Source organism: Streptomyces sp. ST2-7A, from assembly GCF_021390475.1.
In the GTDB taxonomy this organism is placed as follows: Bacteria; Actinomycetota; Actinomycetes; order Streptomycetales; family Streptomycetaceae; genus Streptomyces.
Genome location: NZ_JAJUWS010000035.1, coordinates 1 through 17,195, shown reverse-complemented (window position 1 = coordinate 17,195; position 17,195 = coordinate 1). Strand labels below are relative to the sequence as shown.

General features: G+C 74.3%; 16 protein-coding genes and 1 pseudogene. 10 read left to right on the top strand and 7 right to left on the bottom strand.

Features of this window, described 5'->3' with window-relative positions; all coding sequences use genetic code 11:
• Window positions 1-99 precede the first annotated feature (99 nt).
• The 5 genes and pseudogenes from treZ (at window position 100) to LZF96_RS19525 (ending at window position 3,493) form a co-directional block, all read left to right on the top strand.
• Window positions 100-1,884 carry a malto-oligosyltrehalose trehalohydrolase gene (treZ, locus tag LZF96_RS19545; protein WP_233874335.1) on the top strand — a complete coding sequence of 595 codons (1,785 nt, stop codon included), beginning with the start codon at window positions 100-102 and terminating at the stop codon, window positions 1,882-1,884.
• A gap of 46 nt (window positions 1,885-1,930) precedes the next feature.
• Window positions 1,931-2,539: a sugar O-acetyltransferase gene (locus tag LZF96_RS19540; protein WP_374203278.1), complete on the top strand. Its 609-nt coding sequence runs from the start codon at window positions 1,931-1,933 to the stop codon at window positions 2,537-2,539.
• The gene (locus tag LZF96_RS27120) at window positions 2,463-3,011 is read left to right on the top strand and encodes a Scr1 family TA system antitoxin-like transcriptional regulator (RefSeq protein WP_233874332.1); all 549 of its coding nucleotides are present in this window, start codon (window positions 2,463-2,465) and stop codon (window positions 3,009-3,011) included. The genes LZF96_RS19540 and LZF96_RS27120 overlap by 77 nt, the downstream gene beginning before the upstream one ends.
• 55 nt (window positions 3,012-3,066) lie before the next feature.
• Window positions 3,067-3,183: pseudogene (locus LZF96_RS26665) on the top strand (DUF397 domain-containing protein); the annotation flags it as partial.
• 112 nt (window positions 3,184-3,295) lie between these two features.
• Window positions 3,296-3,493: a DUF397 domain-containing protein gene (locus LZF96_RS19525; RefSeq protein WP_233874329.1), complete on the top strand. Its 198-nt coding sequence runs from the start codon at window positions 3,296-3,298 to the stop codon at window positions 3,491-3,493.
• A gap of 114 nt (window positions 3,494-3,607) precedes the next feature.
• Here the strand turns inward: LZF96_RS19525 and LZF96_RS19520 are convergent, their stop codons facing one another.
• Both LZF96_RS19520 and LZF96_RS19515 read right to left on the bottom strand, forming a co-directional pair.
• Window positions 3,608-4,342 (bottom strand): cyclopropane-fatty-acyl-phospholipid synthase family protein, encoded by a 735-nt coding sequence (locus tag LZF96_RS19520; RefSeq protein ID WP_233874326.1) that lies wholly within the window; start codon window positions 4,340-4,342, stop codon window positions 3,608-3,610.
• Window positions 4,343-4,416: 74 nt separating this feature from the next.
• On the bottom strand, window positions 4,417-5,505 hold the full coding sequence (locus LZF96_RS19515) for an NAD(P)/FAD-dependent oxidoreductase (protein ID WP_233874323.1): 1,089 nt from the start codon (window positions 5,503-5,505) through the stop codon (window positions 4,417-4,419).
• A gap of 94 nt (window positions 5,506-5,599) precedes the next feature.
• On the opposite strand from LZF96_RS19515, the gene LZF96_RS19510 reads away from it, so the two are divergent.
• The 3 genes from LZF96_RS19510 (at window position 5,600) to LZF96_RS19500 (ending at window position 8,323) form a co-directional block, all read left to right on the top strand.
• Window positions 5,600-6,196 carry a helix-turn-helix domain-containing protein gene (locus tag LZF96_RS19510; RefSeq protein WP_233874320.1) on the top strand — a complete coding sequence of 199 codons (597 nt, stop codon included), beginning with the start codon at window positions 5,600-5,602 and terminating at the stop codon, window positions 6,194-6,196.
• Between the two features lie 201 nt (window positions 6,197-6,397).
• Window positions 6,398-7,099 carry an MBL fold metallo-hydrolase gene (locus tag LZF96_RS19505; protein ID WP_233874317.1) on the top strand — a complete coding sequence of 234 codons (702 nt, stop codon included), beginning with the start codon at window positions 6,398-6,400 and terminating at the stop codon, window positions 7,097-7,099.
• Between the two features lie 216 nt (window positions 7,100-7,315).
• Entirely contained in the window at window positions 7,316-8,323 is a 1,008-nt protein-coding gene (locus LZF96_RS19500) for a bile acid:sodium symporter (protein ID WP_233874454.1), read from the top strand.
• Window positions 8,324-8,834: 511 nt separating this feature from the next.
• Here LZF96_RS19500 and msrB read toward each other — a convergent pair.
• The 4 genes from msrB to LZF96_RS19480 form a co-directional block, all read right to left on the bottom strand.
• Window positions 8,835-9,245, bottom strand: a complete 411-nt coding sequence (gene msrB / locus LZF96_RS19495; RefSeq protein WP_233874314.1) for a peptide-methionine (R)-S-oxide reductase MsrB — start codon at window positions 9,243-9,245, stop codon at window positions 8,835-8,837.
• Between the two features lie 25 nt (window positions 9,246-9,270).
• Complete coding sequence (murC, locus tag LZF96_RS19490; protein ID WP_233874311.1) at window positions 9,271-10,668, bottom strand: UDP-N-acetylmuramate--L-alanine ligase; 1,398 nt, start codon at window positions 10,666-10,668, stop codon at window positions 9,271-9,273.
• A gap of 178 nt (window positions 10,669-10,846) precedes the next feature.
• Window positions 10,847-11,314, bottom strand: a complete 468-nt coding sequence (locus LZF96_RS19485; protein WP_233874307.1) for an indole-3-glycerol phosphate synthase — start codon at window positions 11,312-11,314, stop codon at window positions 10,847-10,849.
• 440 nt (window positions 11,315-11,754) lie between these two features.
• Complete coding sequence (locus tag LZF96_RS19480; RefSeq protein WP_233874304.1) at window positions 11,755-12,561, bottom strand: pyrimidine reductase family protein; 807 nt, start codon at window positions 12,559-12,561, stop codon at window positions 11,755-11,757.
• A 195-nt stretch (window positions 12,562-12,756) separates the two neighbouring features.
• On the opposite strand from LZF96_RS19480, the gene zapE reads away from it, so the two are divergent.
• Window positions 12,757-13,929, top strand: coding sequence for a cell division protein ZapE (gene zapE, locus LZF96_RS19475; RefSeq protein ID WP_233874451.1), 1,173 nt, complete (start codon window positions 12,757-12,759; stop codon window positions 13,927-13,929).
• Between the two features lie 89 nt (window positions 13,930-14,018).
• Window positions 14,019-14,963: a PPK2 family polyphosphate kinase gene (locus tag LZF96_RS19470; protein ID WP_233874301.1), complete on the top strand. Its 945-nt coding sequence runs from the start codon at window positions 14,019-14,021 to the stop codon at window positions 14,961-14,963.
• Between the two features lie 84 nt (window positions 14,964-15,047).
• Here the strand turns inward: LZF96_RS19470 and LZF96_RS19465 are convergent, their stop codons facing one another.
• Complete coding sequence (locus LZF96_RS19465; RefSeq protein WP_233874298.1) at window positions 15,048-16,937, bottom strand: hypothetical protein; 1,890 nt, start codon at window positions 16,935-16,937, stop codon at window positions 15,048-15,050.
• Between the last annotated feature and the right edge of the window lie 258 nt (window positions 16,938-17,195).

Genomic DNA, 17,195 nt, shown 5'->3' with positions numbered 1-17,195 from the left:
GACCGATCCGGCGTTTCCCGCCGGCCGTGACCCCGTTTCCGGCCCGGTCCGGCGCGGCGGTATGGCGCGCGGGCCCCCGCGCCGCGACCATGGGTGACCATGCGGAGCGAGTGGTTCGAGGTGTGGGCGCCGGAGGCGAAGCGGGTCGATCTCCACCTGCGCGACCGGCGGGTACCGATGACCCGGAAGGATCCCGAACCGGCCGACGGCCCGGGCGGCGGGTGGTGGCGGGTCGAGGCCCCGGCCGCGCCCGGTGACCGCTACGGGTTCTCGGTGGACGAGGGCCCGGTGCGCCCCGATCCGCGCGCCCGTCGGCTGCCGGAGGGACCGGGGAGGCCGGGGGCCGTGATCGACGACCCGGCCGCCTGGACCTGGCACCGTCCGTGGGAGGGCCGGGACCTGCCCGGCGCGGTGCTGTACGAACTGCACGTCGGGACCTTCACCGACTCCGGCACCTTCGACGCGGCGATCGAGCACCTGCCGGAACTCGCCGAACTGGGGATCACACACGTGCAGTTGATGCCGGTGTGCTCCTTCCCCGGCCGACACGGCTGGGGGTACGACGGGGTGGCGCCGTGGGCGGTGCACGAGCCCTACGGCGGCCCCGACGGTCTGCGCCGGCTGGTGGACGCGGCACACGGTCACGGGCTGGGCGTGGTGCTGGACGTGGTGCACAACCACCTCGGCCCGTGGGGCAACTTCCTCGCCGGGTTCGGCCCGTACTTCACCGACCGGTACCACACCCCGTGGGGCTGGGCGGTCAACCTGGACGGACCCGGCTCCGACGAGGTCCGCGATTACTTCATCGGCAGCGCGCTGGCGTTCCTGCGCGATTACCGGTTGGACGGCCTGCGGCTGGACGCCGTGCACGCCCTGGCGGACAACCGGGCCGAGCACTTTCTCGCCGAACTCTCGCGCCGCGTCGACGGGTTGTCCGCCGAGCTGGGCCGGCCACTGTTCCTGATCGCCGAGTCCGACCGCAACGACCCGGGGACCGTCACCCCCCGCGCGGCCGGCGGGCTGGGACTGGACGGACAGTGGAACGACGACTTCCACCACGCCCTGCACACCGCGCTGACCGGCGAGGAGCAGGGCTACTACGCCGACTTCGCCCACGCCCCGATCGCCGCGCTGGCCACCACCCTGACCGACGGCTTCCTGCACGCCGGCGGCTGGTCCTCCTTCCGGGGACGCCGGCACGGCGCCCCGCTGGACCGCGACGCGGTACCGGGGTACCGGCTGGTGGGATACTCCCAGACCCACGACCAGATCGGGAACCGCGCGCGGGGCGACCGCCTGGCGGCCTCCCTCACCGACGCCCAACTGGCCTGCGGCGCCGCCCTGGTGCTGTGCGGCCCGATGACGCCGATGCTGTTCATGGGCGAGGAGTGGGGCGCCCGTACCCCCTGGCAGTACTTCACCGACCACCCGGACCCGGACCTGGCGGAGGCGGTGCGCACCGGCCGGCGGCGGGAGTTCGCCTCGCACGGCTGGACCGAGTCCGAGATCCCCGACCCGCAGGACCCGGCCACCCGGGACCGCTCGTGCCTGCGCCGACCCGAACGGCCGGAGGAGAACCGGCTGCTCGGCTGGTACCGGCGGCTGCTGGCACTGCGCCACGAACACCTGCCGGTGGACCGGCCGTTGGCGGCGGTCTCGGTGGAGTACGACGAGGCGGCGCGGTGGCTGGTGCTGCGCAACCCGCCGCTGACGGTGGCGGTCAACCTCTCCGACTCCGCCGTGGAGGTGCCGCTGCCGGGGGTCGGTGAGGAAGCCGGGACACCGCGCGTACTCGCCGCGACCTTCGGGGACCTCGGGATCCCGGAGCCGGATGGGCGGCTCGCCCTCCCGCCGCACTCCGCCGTCGTCCTGGGCACCGACTGACCACCCACCTCGACATCCCGAACGCCGGGACCACGGAGGGATCACCATGACGGACCCGGCAGACGGATCGAGTGCCCCGGACGCGTCGGGAACGGCGGACCAGCGGACGCAGAAGCAGCGGATGCTCGCCGGGGACCGGTACCTCGCCGACGATCCGGAGATCGCCGCCGACCTGCCGCGCGCCGTCGAGCTGAGCGACCGGTTCAACTCCTCCCCCGCCGACGACCCCGCGGGGCGGCGGGCCCTGCTGACCGAACTGCTCGGTGGGCTGGGCGAGGGAGCGGAAATCCGGCCGCCGCTGCGGGTGGACCACGGCCGGTACGTCACCGTCGGCCGGGGCACCTTCGTGAATTTCGGCGCCGTCTTCCCGGACGTCGCGCCGATCACCATCGGCGAGGACGCGCAGATCGGTCCCAACGTGCAACTGCTGACGTCGACCCACCCGTTGGACGCCGAACGCCGGCGGGCGAAGTGGGAGGCCGCGCGGCCGATCACCATCGGGGACAACGTATGGCTGGGCGGTGGGGTCATCGTCTGCCCCGGCGTCACCATCGGGGAGAACACGGTGGTCGGCGCCGGTGCGGTGGTCACCCGCGATCTCCCGGCGAACGTCCTGGCCGTCGGCAACCCCGCCCGCGTCATCCGGGAGCTGTGAGCCGCTCCGACCTCACCCCGCCCCGTTCCGGGACGGATCGCAGGTCACAGCGGAACCACATCGTCCTCCCCCGAGGTGTGGGGATACAGCCCGAGGCATCGACCAAGGTGTCGATGATCAGAGGACCCCCTCCGGGTTCGTCCTCCGCCGTGGCCGGGAGGACACCGGTGCGGAGCGGGACTCCGTCGCTCACCTGACGCAGGTGGCCCGGCACCCCGGCGTCGGGCTACAGATCCTCCCACTTGACGCGTCGCTTCCCTTCGAGCAGCTCCCTCCGTTCACCGTGCTCACTTCGACGGACGAACCACCCGTGGACGTCGTCTGGTTGGAGCACATGACGGGAGCTTCCCTCTTGGAACGGCGCGACGACATCGATCGATACATCGACACCTGGAACGATCTGACCGCCGCCGCACTGTCACCGGGGACATCACTCCGACTGTTGGGCGAAGTGATGGAGGGGATCGCATGAGTACCGAGACCACCGCGGCCCACCGGCACCGCGGCCCACCGGCAGCTACAGCGGCACCAACAACAACTGTGTCGAGTGCGGGACACCGGCTCCCGAAGTGCGAGCGGTGCGTGAGACCAAGGACCGGAGGCGTGCCCCGCTCCTGTTCCCCTCCGACAGTTGGACCGCCTTTCTGCGCGGGCTCGGGGAGGATGACCGGAGCCGACGGCTCCCGCCTCGTTCCACCTCACCGGAGACCGGGCATCCCTTCATGGGACTCGGAACGGATGCTCCGGAGGTGACCCGTGATCGGGACCGGTTGGCGTCGCAGCAGTTACAGCAGCGGCAACGGTCAGTGTGTCGAAGTGGCGCCCCTCGCCGGCTCCGCCGCCGTGTCGGTGCGCGACTCCAATCACGCCGGGCTCCGCCCCACCCGCCACAGCCGCGCGGCGTGGACGGCCTTCCTTCGCTCCCCCGGCGTTCACCGCCGCCCCGCCGGGTAACCGGCGCCCCGCGCCACGTGGGGGCGGGGCGACTCGGAACAGCCGGGGAGGGGATGACGACCGCCGTGGTCGTCATCCCCTCCCCGGCTCTCCTCCCGGCCGGCCGGGAGCCGGTCAGACCGGGAGGCGGCGCAGCCGCAGGGTGGTGTCGGTGTGGTCCACGACCTTTCCGTCGGGCATGGTGCGGGTGCGCTTCTCCTCCTCGCAGCGCTGCACCTCCCACTCCCCCTCCGGCAGATCGAGGGATTCCAGCACCTTCCGGGAGGTCGGCAGGTCGACCTCGGGGACCTCGGAGTCGCCGTGTGCCGCACCGTCGCCGTGGCTCCGGCGCTTCGCACCGTCCGGCACCTCGGCGTGGCCGACGATCAGCAGGGTCCCGCCCGGCGCCACGGCGTCCACGGCCCTGCGCAGGATCCGCTCCCGGGGCAGTTCGGTCCACGAGTGCAGGAAGTGCGAGCTGACCAGGTCCCAGGTGCCCTCCGGGAAGGTTTCCGCGAGGTCGTGCCACCGCCACTCGATCCGGTCCGCGACTCCTTCCTCCTCGGCGTGCGCCGCGCCGCGTTCGAGGGCGACGCGGGAGACGTCCACGGCGGTGACGCGGCGTCCGCCGCGCGCCAGCCAGATGGCGTCGGCGCCCTCGCCGCAGCCGAGGTCCAGGGCGGTGCCCGGGCCGGGCTCGGGGAACTCCCGTACCAGGGCGGCGTTGGGCTTCCCGCTCCACTTGCGCTCGTTCTCGCGGTAGAGGTCGTCCCATTCCTCGGCGGCGGTGCGGGATGCGGCGGTGTCGGTGTCGGCGTGGTGGTCGGTCTCGGCGTGGTGGTCATGATCGGCGCGGGCGGTGTCGGACAAGGGATGACTCCTTCGGGGGTCCGGAACCCGGTGCGTCCGGGGCACGGAGAGGGGGGAGGGGAAACGGCCGGCTCTCAGGAGACGGGCGCGGTCTCCCGAGCGGATCGACGGCGGGCGGCCACGGCCCGGCGGGTCTCCTCCTTGATGAGGTCGGCGTTGATCATCGAGCCGGCCCGCATACCGGCCGCCGCCGATCCGATGACCTGTTCGGTGAGGACTCCGACGTTGCCCGCCACCCACACGCCCGGCACCTCGGTGGCGCCGGTGGGGTCGGCGGTGATGTGACTGCCGATGACGTGGCCTTCCACCTCCTGGTCCACAGGGGTGATGCCGAGGTCGGCGAGCAGGCCGCCGCGGGCGGTGAAACGGGGCGCGACGATCACGGCCTCCCGGCCGATGACGTGACCGTCCTCCAGGACGACGCCGCGCAGGCGGCCTCGCTCGATCCGCAATTCGGTCACCCGGCCGTCGACCACCGCGACTCCCCGGGCGGCCAACTGCTCGTACTCCTCCTCGTCGGGCTCGGGCCCGGTGTGCACGAAAAGGGTGACGTCCTCGCTCCACTGCCGCCACATCAGGGCCTGGTGGACGCCCATCGGGCCGGTGGACAGGATGCCGATGGCACGGTCGCGCACCTCCCAGCCGTGGCAGTAGGGACAGTGCAGAACGTCGTGGCCCCAGCCTTCGGCGACCCCGGGGACATCGGGCAGCTCGTCGATCAGGCCGGTGGTGATCAGCAGGCGGTCGGCGGTCACGGTGGTGCCGTCCCCGAGGCCGACCCGGAACCGGGGTCCGACCGGTTCGGCGTCGGCGGCCTCCCCGTCGGTGGTCGTGCCCTCGACGGCCCCCCCGGTGAGGCGTTCCAGTCGGGTGACGGTGCCCTCGACGATCCGGCCACCGTAGCCGGTGACCTCCTTCCGACCGATGGCGAGGAGCTGCCCCGGGGGGGTGCCCTCGTGGCCGAGGTAGTTGTGCACGCCGCCGGCGGGGGCGTTGCGCGGGGCGCCGGCGTCGACGAGGAGGACCGAGCGACGGGCCCGGGCGAGGGCGGTGGCGCCCGCCAGACCGGCGGGGCCGCCGCCGATCACCACCACCTCGTGGTGGGTCGCGGCCGGGGAACCGGTGGGGGCGGGGGTGCCTGTAGAGGCGGGTGGGACGGTCATGGGCGTTACCTCCGTTCGGTTTCGAGACTGCTACCCGGGAGAACGATCGACAAGTTTTCTTGCTGTTTCGGCAAATCCGCAGGAGGATCGGAGCATGGCGACCGACGACCTCGACCCGATGCTGACCGCCGTGGGCCCCCGGCTGCGGGCGCTGCGCCGGGAGCGGGGCACCACCCTGGCCGACCTCGCGGAGACCACCGGCATCTCCCTCAGCACGCTGTCCCGGCTGGAGTCCGGGCAGCGCAAACCGACCCTCGAACTGTTGTTGCCGCTGGCCCGGGCCCACGGGGTGCGGTTGGACGAACTGGTGGGGGCCACCCCGCCGGACGACCCCCGGGTGCGGACCCGTCCCTTCGTCCGACACGGCATCACCTTCGTGCCGTTGAGCCGGGAACCGGGCGGAGTGCAGGCATACAAGATGATCATGCCGCCGGCCGACGACCCGGAGACCGCCATGCCCCCCGAGCAACGGGTGCACGAGGGCTACGAATGGATGTACATCCTCTCCGGCCGGTTGCGGCTGCTGCTCGGCGAGCACGACCTGACCCTCGGGCGCGGCGAGGTGGTGGAGTTCGACACCCGCACCCCGCACTCCTGGTGCAACGCCGGGAAGGTCCCGGTCGAGGTGCTGAGCCTGTTCGGTTCACAGGGCGAGCGGATGCACGTCCGCGCCCGCCCGAAGCGTTCCTGACCCGCGCCGCCCCCGGCCGGGTCACTCCCCCGCCGGCCGGCTCCCGCCCACCCGGCGGGCCCGCACGGGCGGTCCCGGCCCGCCGTGCGCGGCCGGAAGACGCCCCCGCGCCGGGAAGGGCGACCGCACGCCGGTCCCCCGCTCGTGCGCAGGGGGCGAAAACCGGGGACAGCGGGTGCGGGCGGGCGTAGCGTCGCCCCCATGGAGACCGTCGTGCTCGCGCCGAACCTCTACCAGTTGCGGATGGGGGTCGGGCACGCCTATCTGTGGCGGGACCCGGGTTCGCTGACGCTGATCGACACCGGGATTCCCGGCTCCGGGGAGCGGATCGTCGAGGCGATCGAACGCCTCGGCTGGGACCCCGACGAACTGCGCACCGTGTTCCTGACCCACTTCCACCCCGACCACGCGGGCGGTGCCGCCGAACTCGCCACCCGGAAGGGCGTGACCGTGGTGGCCCACCGGTTGGACGCCCCCGTCATCCGAGGGGAGGCGAGCGGACCGGAGCCTGACATGGCCGGGGCCCCGCAGTGGGAGCGGGACCTGTACGCCGAGGTGCCCCACCTGCCCCCGGCGCCGCCCGCGCCCGTGCACCGGGAGGTGGAGGACGGTGACGAGCTGGACATCGCGGGCGGCGCCCTGGTGGTGGGAACCCCCGGCCACACCGACGGCAGCGTCGCCCTCCACCTGCCGGACCCCGGCGTGCTCTTCACCGGTGACATCGCGGCCGGCGCGAACGGCGGGGTGATGTTCGGCGTGTTCCACTCCGATCGGGAACGGGCCCTGGGGTCCTTCCGGCGGCTGGCCACCCTGGAGGTGGAGACGCTCTGCTTCGGTCACGGCGACCCGCTGCTCGGCGGGGCCGGTGTCGCCCTGCGGCGGGCGGCGGACGCCCTCGACTGACGGGGGACGGCGCGGGACCGGACGGGGGCCGGGGCCTCGGACGAGCGGCGGGACACGGAGCGGACCGGGGGCCGGGGCCCGGGTGCGCGGACACCACCGGTTACCGTCGGAACCCGGCCACGCCCGCGCGGCGCCCCGACAGTCCCGCCCAGACCCCGGCCCCCGGTCCGCCCCGTGAAAGAGAGTCCCGCCGTGCCGCAGTCCCCCGTGGAGTGGATGGAGCGTCGGCAGGTCCCCTGCTACGTCGGGGCGATCGTCGCCGGCGCCCTGTGCGGCCTGGCCGCGCCGGGGGTCGGCGGGGCGCTGGAGGTGCTGGTGGCGCCGGTGCTCGGGGCCCTGCTGTACGCCACCTTCCTCCAGGTGCCGATCGCGGAGCTGGGACGCTCGTTGCGGGCGGGGCGGTTCCTGCTCGCGGTGCTGGTCGTGAACTTCGTCGTGGTCCCGTTGGTGGTGGCGGCGATGTTCCCGCTGATGCCGGGGAACCCCGCGCTGCGGCTGGGCATCCTGCTGGTGCTGCTGGCGCCCTGTGTGGACTACGTGATCGTCTTCAGCCGGCTGGCCGGTGGGAGCGCGGATCGTCTGCTCGCCGCGACCCCGCTGCTGTTGCTCGCGCAGATGGCGCTGCTGCCACCGCTCCTGGCCCTCTTCCTCGGCCCGGAACTGGCCGAGGTGATCGAGCCCGAACCCCTCGTCCGCGCCTTCCTCGGGCTGATCCTGCTGCCGCTGCTGCTGGCGTGGCTCACGCAGGCGGCGGCTCGGCGGTTCCGGGCCGGACGGCTGGTCGCCGACGGCACGGGGGCGGCGATGGTGCCGCTGATGGCGGCCACCCTGCTGACGGTGGTCGCCTCCCAGGTGCCGAAGCTCGACGGGCGACTCGGGGAGGTGGTGCCGGCCGTGCCGTTCTTCGTCGTCTTCCTCGCCGTCATGGCGCCGGCGGGTCGCGCGGTGGCCCGGGGTTTCCGGTTGCCGACGGCGGAGGGCCGGGCGGTGGTGTTCACCGGCGCCACCCGCAACGGGCTGGTGCTGCTGCCCCTGGCACTGGCCCTGCCCGACGAGCGGGGGGCGCTCGCGCCGGTGGTCATGGTGACGCAGACCCTGGTGGAGGTGGTGGGCATGGTGGTGTTCGTGCGCCTGGTGCCCCGGCTGCTGCCCGCCGGGCGGAAGCTGCCGGGCCCGCCGACCGGGGCGGGAGGGCGGGAGGGGCCGGCGGACACCGGACGGTAGCCGCGCGCCCGCCTCCTCCCGACTCCGCGCACCACGCACCACGCACCACGCACCACGCACCACGCACCACGCACCACGCACCACGCACCACGCACCACGCACCACGCACCACGCACCACGCACCACGCACCACGCACCACGCACCACGCACCACGCACCGGAGGATCCGACACCACCGCCCCGGAAGCGGGGTCCGGCACCGAAACCGTCTCCGATCCGCCCGTCGCGTCCCCGCCCGGTGGTGGCCCGGTCACGACCCCACGCGCCCGCCCCGGGCGCGGGGTCCGAACCACCGGGGTGCGCCCCGGGCGCCGGTCGCCGTCCCGACCGGCGCGATCCCCCGGATCACACCGCCCCGGCCCGGGCCGGGGCGCGCGGTTCCCACGGGATGGGGCCGGGCGCCTTCCCGTGGGAACCGCGCTCCGCGCGGAAGGCGCGACACGACGCGGGGCGCCGTCCGCGCCCCCACGAGGTGTGGGGTCACGGACGGCGCCCCGCCGGGCCGGCGCGCTCAGCCCTCGGTGGGCTCCAACCGGATGGCGATGGAGTTGATGCAGTACCGCTGGTCGGTCGGGGTGTCGTACCCCTCGCCCTCGAAGACGTGCCCGAGGTGGCCGCCGCAGGTCGCGCAGCGGACCTCGGTGCGGGGGCGACCCGGGATCGAGGTGTCGGGCAGCAGCTCGACGGCGTCGGAGTCGGCCGGGTCGTAGAAGGACGGCCAGCCGCAGTGGCTCTCGAACTTGGTCCCGGACCGGAAGAGTTCGGTGCCACAGCCCCGACAGGTGTAGACGCCGACGGACTTCGTCTCGTTGTACTCGCCGGTGAACGGCCGCTCGGTGCCCGACTCCCGGAGGATGTGGTACTCCTCCGGGGTGAGTTCCGAGCGCCATTCGTCGTCGGACTTCTCGACCTTGTATCCCATGGTGGCGGTGCTCCTCGGTCTCGTTTCAGCGCGTGCGCGACAGTCGGGCCAGGATCTCCGGCCCGAGGTCGGTGACGTCACCCGCGCCCATGGTGACCACCAGGTCACCGGGGCGGGCCAGGTCGGCGACGGTAGCCGGGATGTCGGCGGCGTCGGCGTGACGGACGTCGGCGCCGGCCGACGCGGCGGACGCGACGACCAGTTCTGAGGTGATACCCGGCAGCGGATCCTCCCGCGCGGGGTAGATGTCCAGCACCAGCGAGCGGTCGGCCAGGGCCAGGGCCTCGCCCATCTCCGTCCCCAGCTCGCGGGTGCGGCTGAACAGGTGCGGCTGGTAGACCACCAGGACCCGGCCGCCCTCGGCGGCGTCGCGCAGCGCCCGCAGGTCGGCGGTCATCTCGGTGGGGTGGTGGGCATAGGAGTCGATGACCCGCACCCCCGCCTCCTCGCCCCGGACCTGCAACCGGCGGGCCACCCCGGTGTAGGAGCCCAGGGCCCCGGCCAGGTCGGCGGCCGGCAGGCCGGCGGCGACACCGGCGGCGAGGGCCGCGACGGCGTTGTGGGCGTAGTGCCGGCCGGGCACGTTCACCGCGAAGGACAGTTCCGTGCCGTCCAGCAGGACGGTGACCTCGCTCGCCAGACCCTTGGGCAGCACCCGGAGCACCCGCACGTCGGCGTCCGGCGCCTCGCCGCAGGTCACCAACCGGGGGCCGGTGCCACGGGCGCGCAGCCGGGCGGTCAACTCGCGGGCACCGGGCTCGTCGGCGTCGACCACCAGGGTGCCGCCGGGGCGGATCCGGTCGGCGAAGGCGAGGAAGGACTCGTAGATCTCCTCGATGGAGGCGTAGTTGGCGTGGTGGTCCAGCTCCGCGTTGAGGATGATCGCGACGTCGGGCGCGTAGTGCAGGAAGCTGCGGTCGCTCTCGTCGGCCTCGGCGACGAACCACTCCCCGCCGCCGCTCTCGGCGTTGGTGCCGGGGCCGGCGAGGTCGCCACCGATCGCGTAGCCGGGCTCCAGGCCCATGGTGCGCAGGGCGACGGCCAGCATGGAGGTGGTGGTGGTCTTGCCGTGGGTGCCGGCGACGGCCAGCGCCCGGCGGCCCTCCATCACCCGGGCCAGCGCCTCGGCCCGGTGCAGCACCGGCACGCCGCGCTCCCTGGCGGCGGCCAACTCGGGGTTCTCCTCCCGGATGGCGCTGGAGACCACGACGCAGTCGGCGTCGGGGGCCAGGTGCCCGGCCGCGTGACCGATGTGCACGGTCGCGCCCAGTTCGCGCAGGGCCTCGGCCGTGCCGGACTCGCGGGCGTCGCTGCCGGCGACGCGCACCCCGCGCTGGGCCAGGATCCTCGCGATCCCCGACATGCCCGCGCCGCCGATGCCGATGAAGTGCGGACGTGCCATCCCGGCCGGACCTGCTGTCATGCGTGCGTCTCCCTCGTCGTGCGTGCCCCTCGATTGTCGCACCGCGCGGGGGCGCGGAACGGCAACGGGGCCGGCGGGAACTCGCACGGACGTGCGCGGACACGGTGGGTGGACGCGGGGACGGGCGGTGGGCGGGGCCGACGGGGACCCCGGGCCGCCACCCCGCCGGTCCCGCCGGTCAGTCCCCGTGCGCGAAGAGCTTGAGGACCGGCACGCCGACCCGGCGGCGGGCCCGTGAGGCCCAGTCCCGGCGGAAGAACTCCTCGACGTAGTGCGGTTCGGTGAGCACCACGACCTCGTCGGCCCCGGTCTCGGTCACCACGGCGGTCAGCGCGTCGAGGGGATGATCCTCGACGACCCGACCGACCGCCTGCGCCCCGGCCGCCCGCAGCGCGTCCAGCGAGCGCAACAGGCCGCGCTCGGCCGGTGGTCGGGCGTCCTCCCCCTCGGGCTCGTCGCCCTCACGGGCCGCCTCGCCGAACTCTCCGAGCGCGACATCGTCCACGGCGCGCAGCAGCAGGTCGCGGTCCCCCCGCGGACGCATGAGGACCACCACCGACTGCGGTTCCTCGCCGTGCAGGGTGGTGACGAGGTCCACGTCCGCGGTCGCCAGCGGCTTCTCGATCATGAGGACGGTCGTGATCACGGCTCGACACCCTTCCGCAGGCGGGCCCGGGGTCGCCTCGCCCCGGGCACCGGAATTCGAACCCGGGCACCGACCGGCGCCGCTGGGCGCGGTCCGGTGGCCCGGGTGACTCACGGGAACAGTGTTCCCCGCCGGGGGGCCGGGAATCGGGTATTCCGTGCGGACGGCGTCCCGGGCGCGGCGAACGGGCGGCCCCGGACGGGGGCCGGGCTTCCGCCGGGGCGGGCTTCCGGCATCCGTCGCCGCCACGCGGCGCCGACAGGCGGTGAACACGTCGGGGGGAGGGGGAATCGGCCGGCGCGGCCCGGAGAATCCGCCCGGGCGCGCCGATCACTCCGCGGACGGGCCCGGCGCGTCCCCCGTGGAGGCCCCGGGGTGAGGCGGTGGACGGCCCCTCGGACGACCGGAACGGGGGACCCACGAGGGGCCCACCGGGCGACCTACCGGGTGACGGGCCGGCCGGCGGACCGGGTGACGTACCGGGTGAAGAGGAAACCGTCCTCCTCCAGGATCGAGATCGGCTCCAGTTCGCGCGGGACCTCCACCGGGGTGCCGTCCCGGGCGATCCGACCCGCCTCCCCGGCCGTCATCCGGGGCGAGACCGTCAGGCACAGCTCGTCCAGCACCCCGGCGGCGACGAACCGCCCCAGCAGCCCCGGTCCGCCCTCGGTGAGCTGCCGGCGGTACCCCAGGGCGGCCAGTTCGGTCCGCACCCGCGCCGGCTCCACCGTCGCCCCCTCCCCCGCGAACACGGTCCGGGCACCGGCCGCCCGGGCCGCCGCCAGCCGCTCCGGCGGCGCCGCCTCCCCGGTCACCAGCAGGGTCGGCACCACCGGCTCGGTGAACAGCGGTGAGGAGAAGTCCAGGTCCAACCCCGCGCTGACCACCGCGATCGCCGCCACCGGCTCCTGCCCGGCGGCCACCCTGGCCCCGGCGAACTCCTCCCGACGCCGCGCCGGCCGGTACCCCTCGGAGCGGACGGTGCCCGCGCCCACCACGATCACGTCCGCCAGCGCCCGCAGTACTCCGAAGATCCGCATGTCGGCGGGACAGGAGAGCGGCTGCGAGCGACCCCCGTGATGCCCGGCGCCGTCCAGGGAGGTGACCATGTTGGCGCGCAGCCACCCGCCGTCCGGCAGCGGGTCGGGATGGGCGTAGGCGGCGGCCAGCTCGGCGGGTGACCACTCCCTCCCGTCGGGGCCGTTCGGGCCGTCGTCGCCGGTGGGAGGGGGGAGCAGACGTCTCATGGCGCGCAGTCTGGCACGGTCCCGTCGGCGGCCGAACCCGCGCCGCGCCGGCTCCCCCGGGGGCGATCGGCCGGCCCCGGGGGCGAAGCGGGCGTGGCGATAGGGTGGGGAACCGTGTCCTCCACCCCGTCCCGGCCCACCGGCGCCCCGCAGGCCCCCTCCGACGCGGGGAGTCCGGTGTCCCCGAGCACCCCGATGTCGCTGTGCGACCGCACCCCGCACGTGCCCGCCGAGCGGCTGGTAGCCGAGATGGTGCCGCCACCGCGCTTCGACTCGGTGCGCTTCGCCACCTACATCCCCGACCCCGGGCAGCCGAGCCAGCGGGAGGCCGTGCGGGTCCTGGAGGAGTTCGCCGGGGGCCTCGGGGCCCCCGCCCCGGCACCGGGCGGCCTGCGCGGTCTGTTGCGCCGTCGCCCCCGGAAGCCCGGCGGCGACGGCCCGCGCGGCGTCTACCTCGACGGCGGGTACGGCGTGGGCAAGACCCACCTGCTGGCCTCCCTGTGGCACGCCACCCCCGCGCCCGCCGACCGCAAGGCGTTCGGCACCTTCGTGGAGCTGACCAACCTGGTCGGCGCGCTGGGATTCCAACGGACCGTGGACACCCTCGCGGAGCACCGACTGCTGTGCATCGACGAGTTCGAACTCGACGACCCCGGCGACACCGTGCTGGTCTCCAGCCTCCTCTCCCGTCTCGTCGAGCGCGGTGTGGCGCTGGCCGCCACCTCCAACACGCTGCCCGACCGGCTGGGCGAGGGCCGGTTCGCCGCCGCGGACTTCCTTCGTGAGATCCAGGGTCTGTCCGCGCACTTCCGACCGCTGCGCATCGACGGCGAGGACTACCGGCACCGTGGGCTGCCCGAGGCCCCGGCACCCGCGACCGACGACACCGTGCGACGGGCCGCCGCCGACACCCCCGGCGCCGTCCTGGACGCCTTCCCCGACCTGCTCGCGCACCTCGGCCGGGTGCACCCCAGCCGGTACGGGGCGCTGTGCGACGGCGTCGCGGCCGTGTGCCTGACCGGGGTGGCGGCGGTGCCCGACCAGTCCACGGCGCTGCGCCTGGTGGTCCTCGCCGACCGGCTCTACGACCGGGAGATACCGGTGCTGGCCTCCGGCGTGCCCTTCGACCGGCTCTTCTCACCGGAGATGCTGGCCGGTGGCTACCGCAAGAAGTACTTCCGGGCGATCTCCCGACTCACCGCGCTGGCGCGGGACGCCGGCCGGATGGGCGGCGGGTCCGCGTCGTCCGCCCCCGCCGGCGAAACCGCCGCGTCCACCGGCCCCGGCGAAACCGTCGAATCGGACACCGCCGGACGAAGCGGGACCGACGCCGGCCCCGGGGAGAGCGGCACCGGGCGCGTCGCGTAGCGAAACCCCGCCGGCCCCACCATCCTCGAAGGGCCGCGCGGTTCCCGGAATTCCGCGCCGGCCCCGAACGGCGGAAGGAACCGGTTCCCATGAAGCAGGAGAGTGTGCGGCGGGACGGATCCCCCGTCGGGCCCGGACGCCCCGGGGACGGGGACGCCGACCCCGAGCGGTCGATCCGTCCCGCCGACACCGGGCCCGCGTTGCGGGACCTGCTGCGCCTGCCGCCCGGCGAGCCCGTGGACCTCGCCGTCCACGACACCTCCGCGACCCCCGGGTTCACCGGCGACAAGGCCCGGGCGGCGGACGAGGTCGAGGAGATGGGCGAGGAGGCCGCCGAACTCCAGGAGCGGCTGCACGCGGCGAGCACCGCCGGTGATCGGCGGCGACTGCTGCTGGTGCTCCAGGGCATGGACACCTCCGGCAAGGGTGGCACCGTCAAGCACGTGATCAGCCGCCTCAACCCCGCCGGTTGCCGCATCCGGGGCTTCAAGGCCCCCACCGAGGAGGAGCGCAGCCGGCACTACCTGTGGCGGATCGGCCAGGCCCTGCCGATGGCCGGGGAGATCGGCATCTTCGACCGCTCGCACTACGAGGACGTGCTGGTGCCCCGGGTGCGGAACCTGGTGCCGGCCGAGGTGGTGGAACGCCGGTACACCGAGATCCGCTGGTGGGAGGAGTCGCTGGTCGCCGACGGACTCACCGTGGTCAAGGTGTTCCTCCACATCGGCCGGGAGGAACAGCGCGAACGCCTCCTCAAACGGCTGAACCGCCCCGACAAACACTGGAAGTTCACGCCCGACGACATCGCCGACCGGGCCCTGTGGCCCGACTACCGACAGGCGTACGAGGTGGCCATGGAGCGGTGCTCCTCGGAGGCCGCGCCCTGGTACCTGGTGCCGGCGGACCGCAAGTGGTACCGGAACTGGGCCGTCGGCCGGCTGCTGCTGGAACACCTGCGGGAGATCGACCCCCGGTATCCGGCGGCCGACTTCGACCTCGACGACGCCCGGAGCCGCCTGGGTGCGGACTCCTGACAGGCGGTGCGGGCCCGGCGGGACGCACGGGCCCGCGGGGTGCGTCGGGGAGATGGCCCGACGCACCCCCGGCGCCGCCGCCCGTCAGGGCGAGAGGAAGCCGATGTAGTAGCAGTCTCCATAGGCGGTGCCGGCCCGCAGGTCCCATTCGCCGTGGTACGGGCTCACGAATCCACCGTCGCCCGAGGTCCGGGCCACCACCTGGTACTTCCCCGGCGTCAGGGTGAGCGTCACCGTCGGCTTGCCCTGCTGCGCCAGGCACTGCCCTCCGGAGGAAGCGGCGGGGACAGAGGTTCTACCGGTCCGCGGCCCGGTGTAGAGGACTTCCAACCGCTCGTCGGAGTCGTTGATGATGGTCACGATCACCGAACCGGCCGGGCCGCTCCCGGAGACCGCCGGGGGCGGCAGCTCGTTGGTGTCGCCCCCGGCGATCCGGTCGATCTCGATGGCTATGAGGATCTCCTCGGCACGCCCGGCCCGGGAGTGGTCGGGTTGTTCGTCCAACAGCCGTTCCAGGTGCTCGCGAGCGGTATCGGGGTCGTCGGAGCCGTGGGCGGCCAGACCGCATTCGAACCACGCCTCGCCCAGCGACCCGGTGGCCCGGTCGGAGACCCGGGTGAACCCGTCCCCGCTCAGGGCCCGGGGCAGGGCCACGAGCGCCTCCAGGTCGTCGAAGAGCCCGCACGCCGCCTCGCCGTCGAGCGAGTCGGCCAGGTCGGAACGGAAGCCCTCCAGGGTGTCCGGGGCGTTCCCGGCGGGCCCCGAGTCGGGGAAGTCGGAGACCAACTCGGAGAGCCGGCCCAACGCGTCCGGCAGGTCGCCGTCCCCGTACCGGTCGATCGCGCAGTCCCGCAGTGTGGCGGGGAGCGGTTCCCGGGCCCGATCGGCCAGCCGGTCGGCGTCCCCCTCCACCCACTCGTCGGGCAGCTCCGTGAGGCCCGGTAGGAGGACGACGGCGCGCAGTTGGGCGACCGCCGCACAGTGGTCCTCCGAGCCGAGCGCCGGCGTGGTCGCGTCGTACAGCTCGTCCAGGCCCTCGGGTACCGCCACCGCCTCAGCGGTCCCGGGGTGCTCACCGCGCAGGGCGACCCGGGCGTCGAATGCCTCGACGACGGATTGGGCGTCGAAGTCGTCGGCACCGCCCACCGACTCGGCCGCCTCCCGCACCCCGGCGGTCAGGTCGTCGGCGTGCGCGGCACGCAACTCCACCAACCGGTCACCGGCCCCCGCCCAGGGTGGACGGCCGTCGTGCAGGTCCACATAGCTCCGGTAGCCGTCGGCGGCCTCCCCGTTGGCCCCGCGCGCCGCCGAGGCCTCCGCGCGCAGCATGACCTCACAGGAGTTCACCCCCAGAGCCGAGACCTCACGCAGGGAGTGGAAGGCCAGGGCGTGACGGGGTGAGACGGCACGCTCGTAGTGCGGGACGGCGCTCTCGCAGTCCCCCGCCACGTGGGCCCGGTCGGCGCGGCCCATCTCCCGCTCGGGCAGCCCGGAGTACCAGAAATAGCCGAGGGCGACGATGACCAGGAGCACTCCGGCGGCCACCGGGGGCGCCCGGACGGGGCGGGGGTCCGGGCCCGTGCCTCCCAGCCGCCAGGCGTCCGCCACCATGACGGCCGCACACAGCAGGAACAACGGCGCCCACACCACCGCGCCACCGGGTGCCTCGGTGCCGACGGCGAAGGCGACCAGCACCAGGACGCCGCCCAAGCCCACGGCGAAGCGGCGCCACTGCCGCAGGTACAGGTAACCGACACCGAGGCCGGAGAGGTTGAGGGCGGCGGCGGACAGGGCGCGCCGGCGGCTCCCGCCGGGCTCGCCCGGTGGCGGGGCGGTGGGCAGCGGGACCGTGACGGCCTCTCGCGGCGGCGGCCCCGGGGGCGGTGTCGGTGGCACGCGCCCCGGTGGGGCGTGGTCGGGCCACGGTCCCCGCTCGGCGGGCCCGTTCGTGCCCCTGGCGCCCTCGTCCCCCATGCCGTCCTCCCCCGACGATGTCCCCTCCGCCGTCACGCCCCTACGGGATGCCCATTCCCGGGGCTCCGAATGCCGCGTGGACGAGGGGAGTCGGGTATGGATCGCGTGATCCAGGAACGCCTGTGCCGGGTGGGGGGTGCCTCTATGTCTTTCGTCAAGGCATTGCTGTCGGGTTTGGGGTGGTTCGGGGCTGTTGGGGTTATGCAGCGAGTTCGATGTTCTTCGGTGTCCGGGATTCGTAGAGGGTGCCGTCGCGGA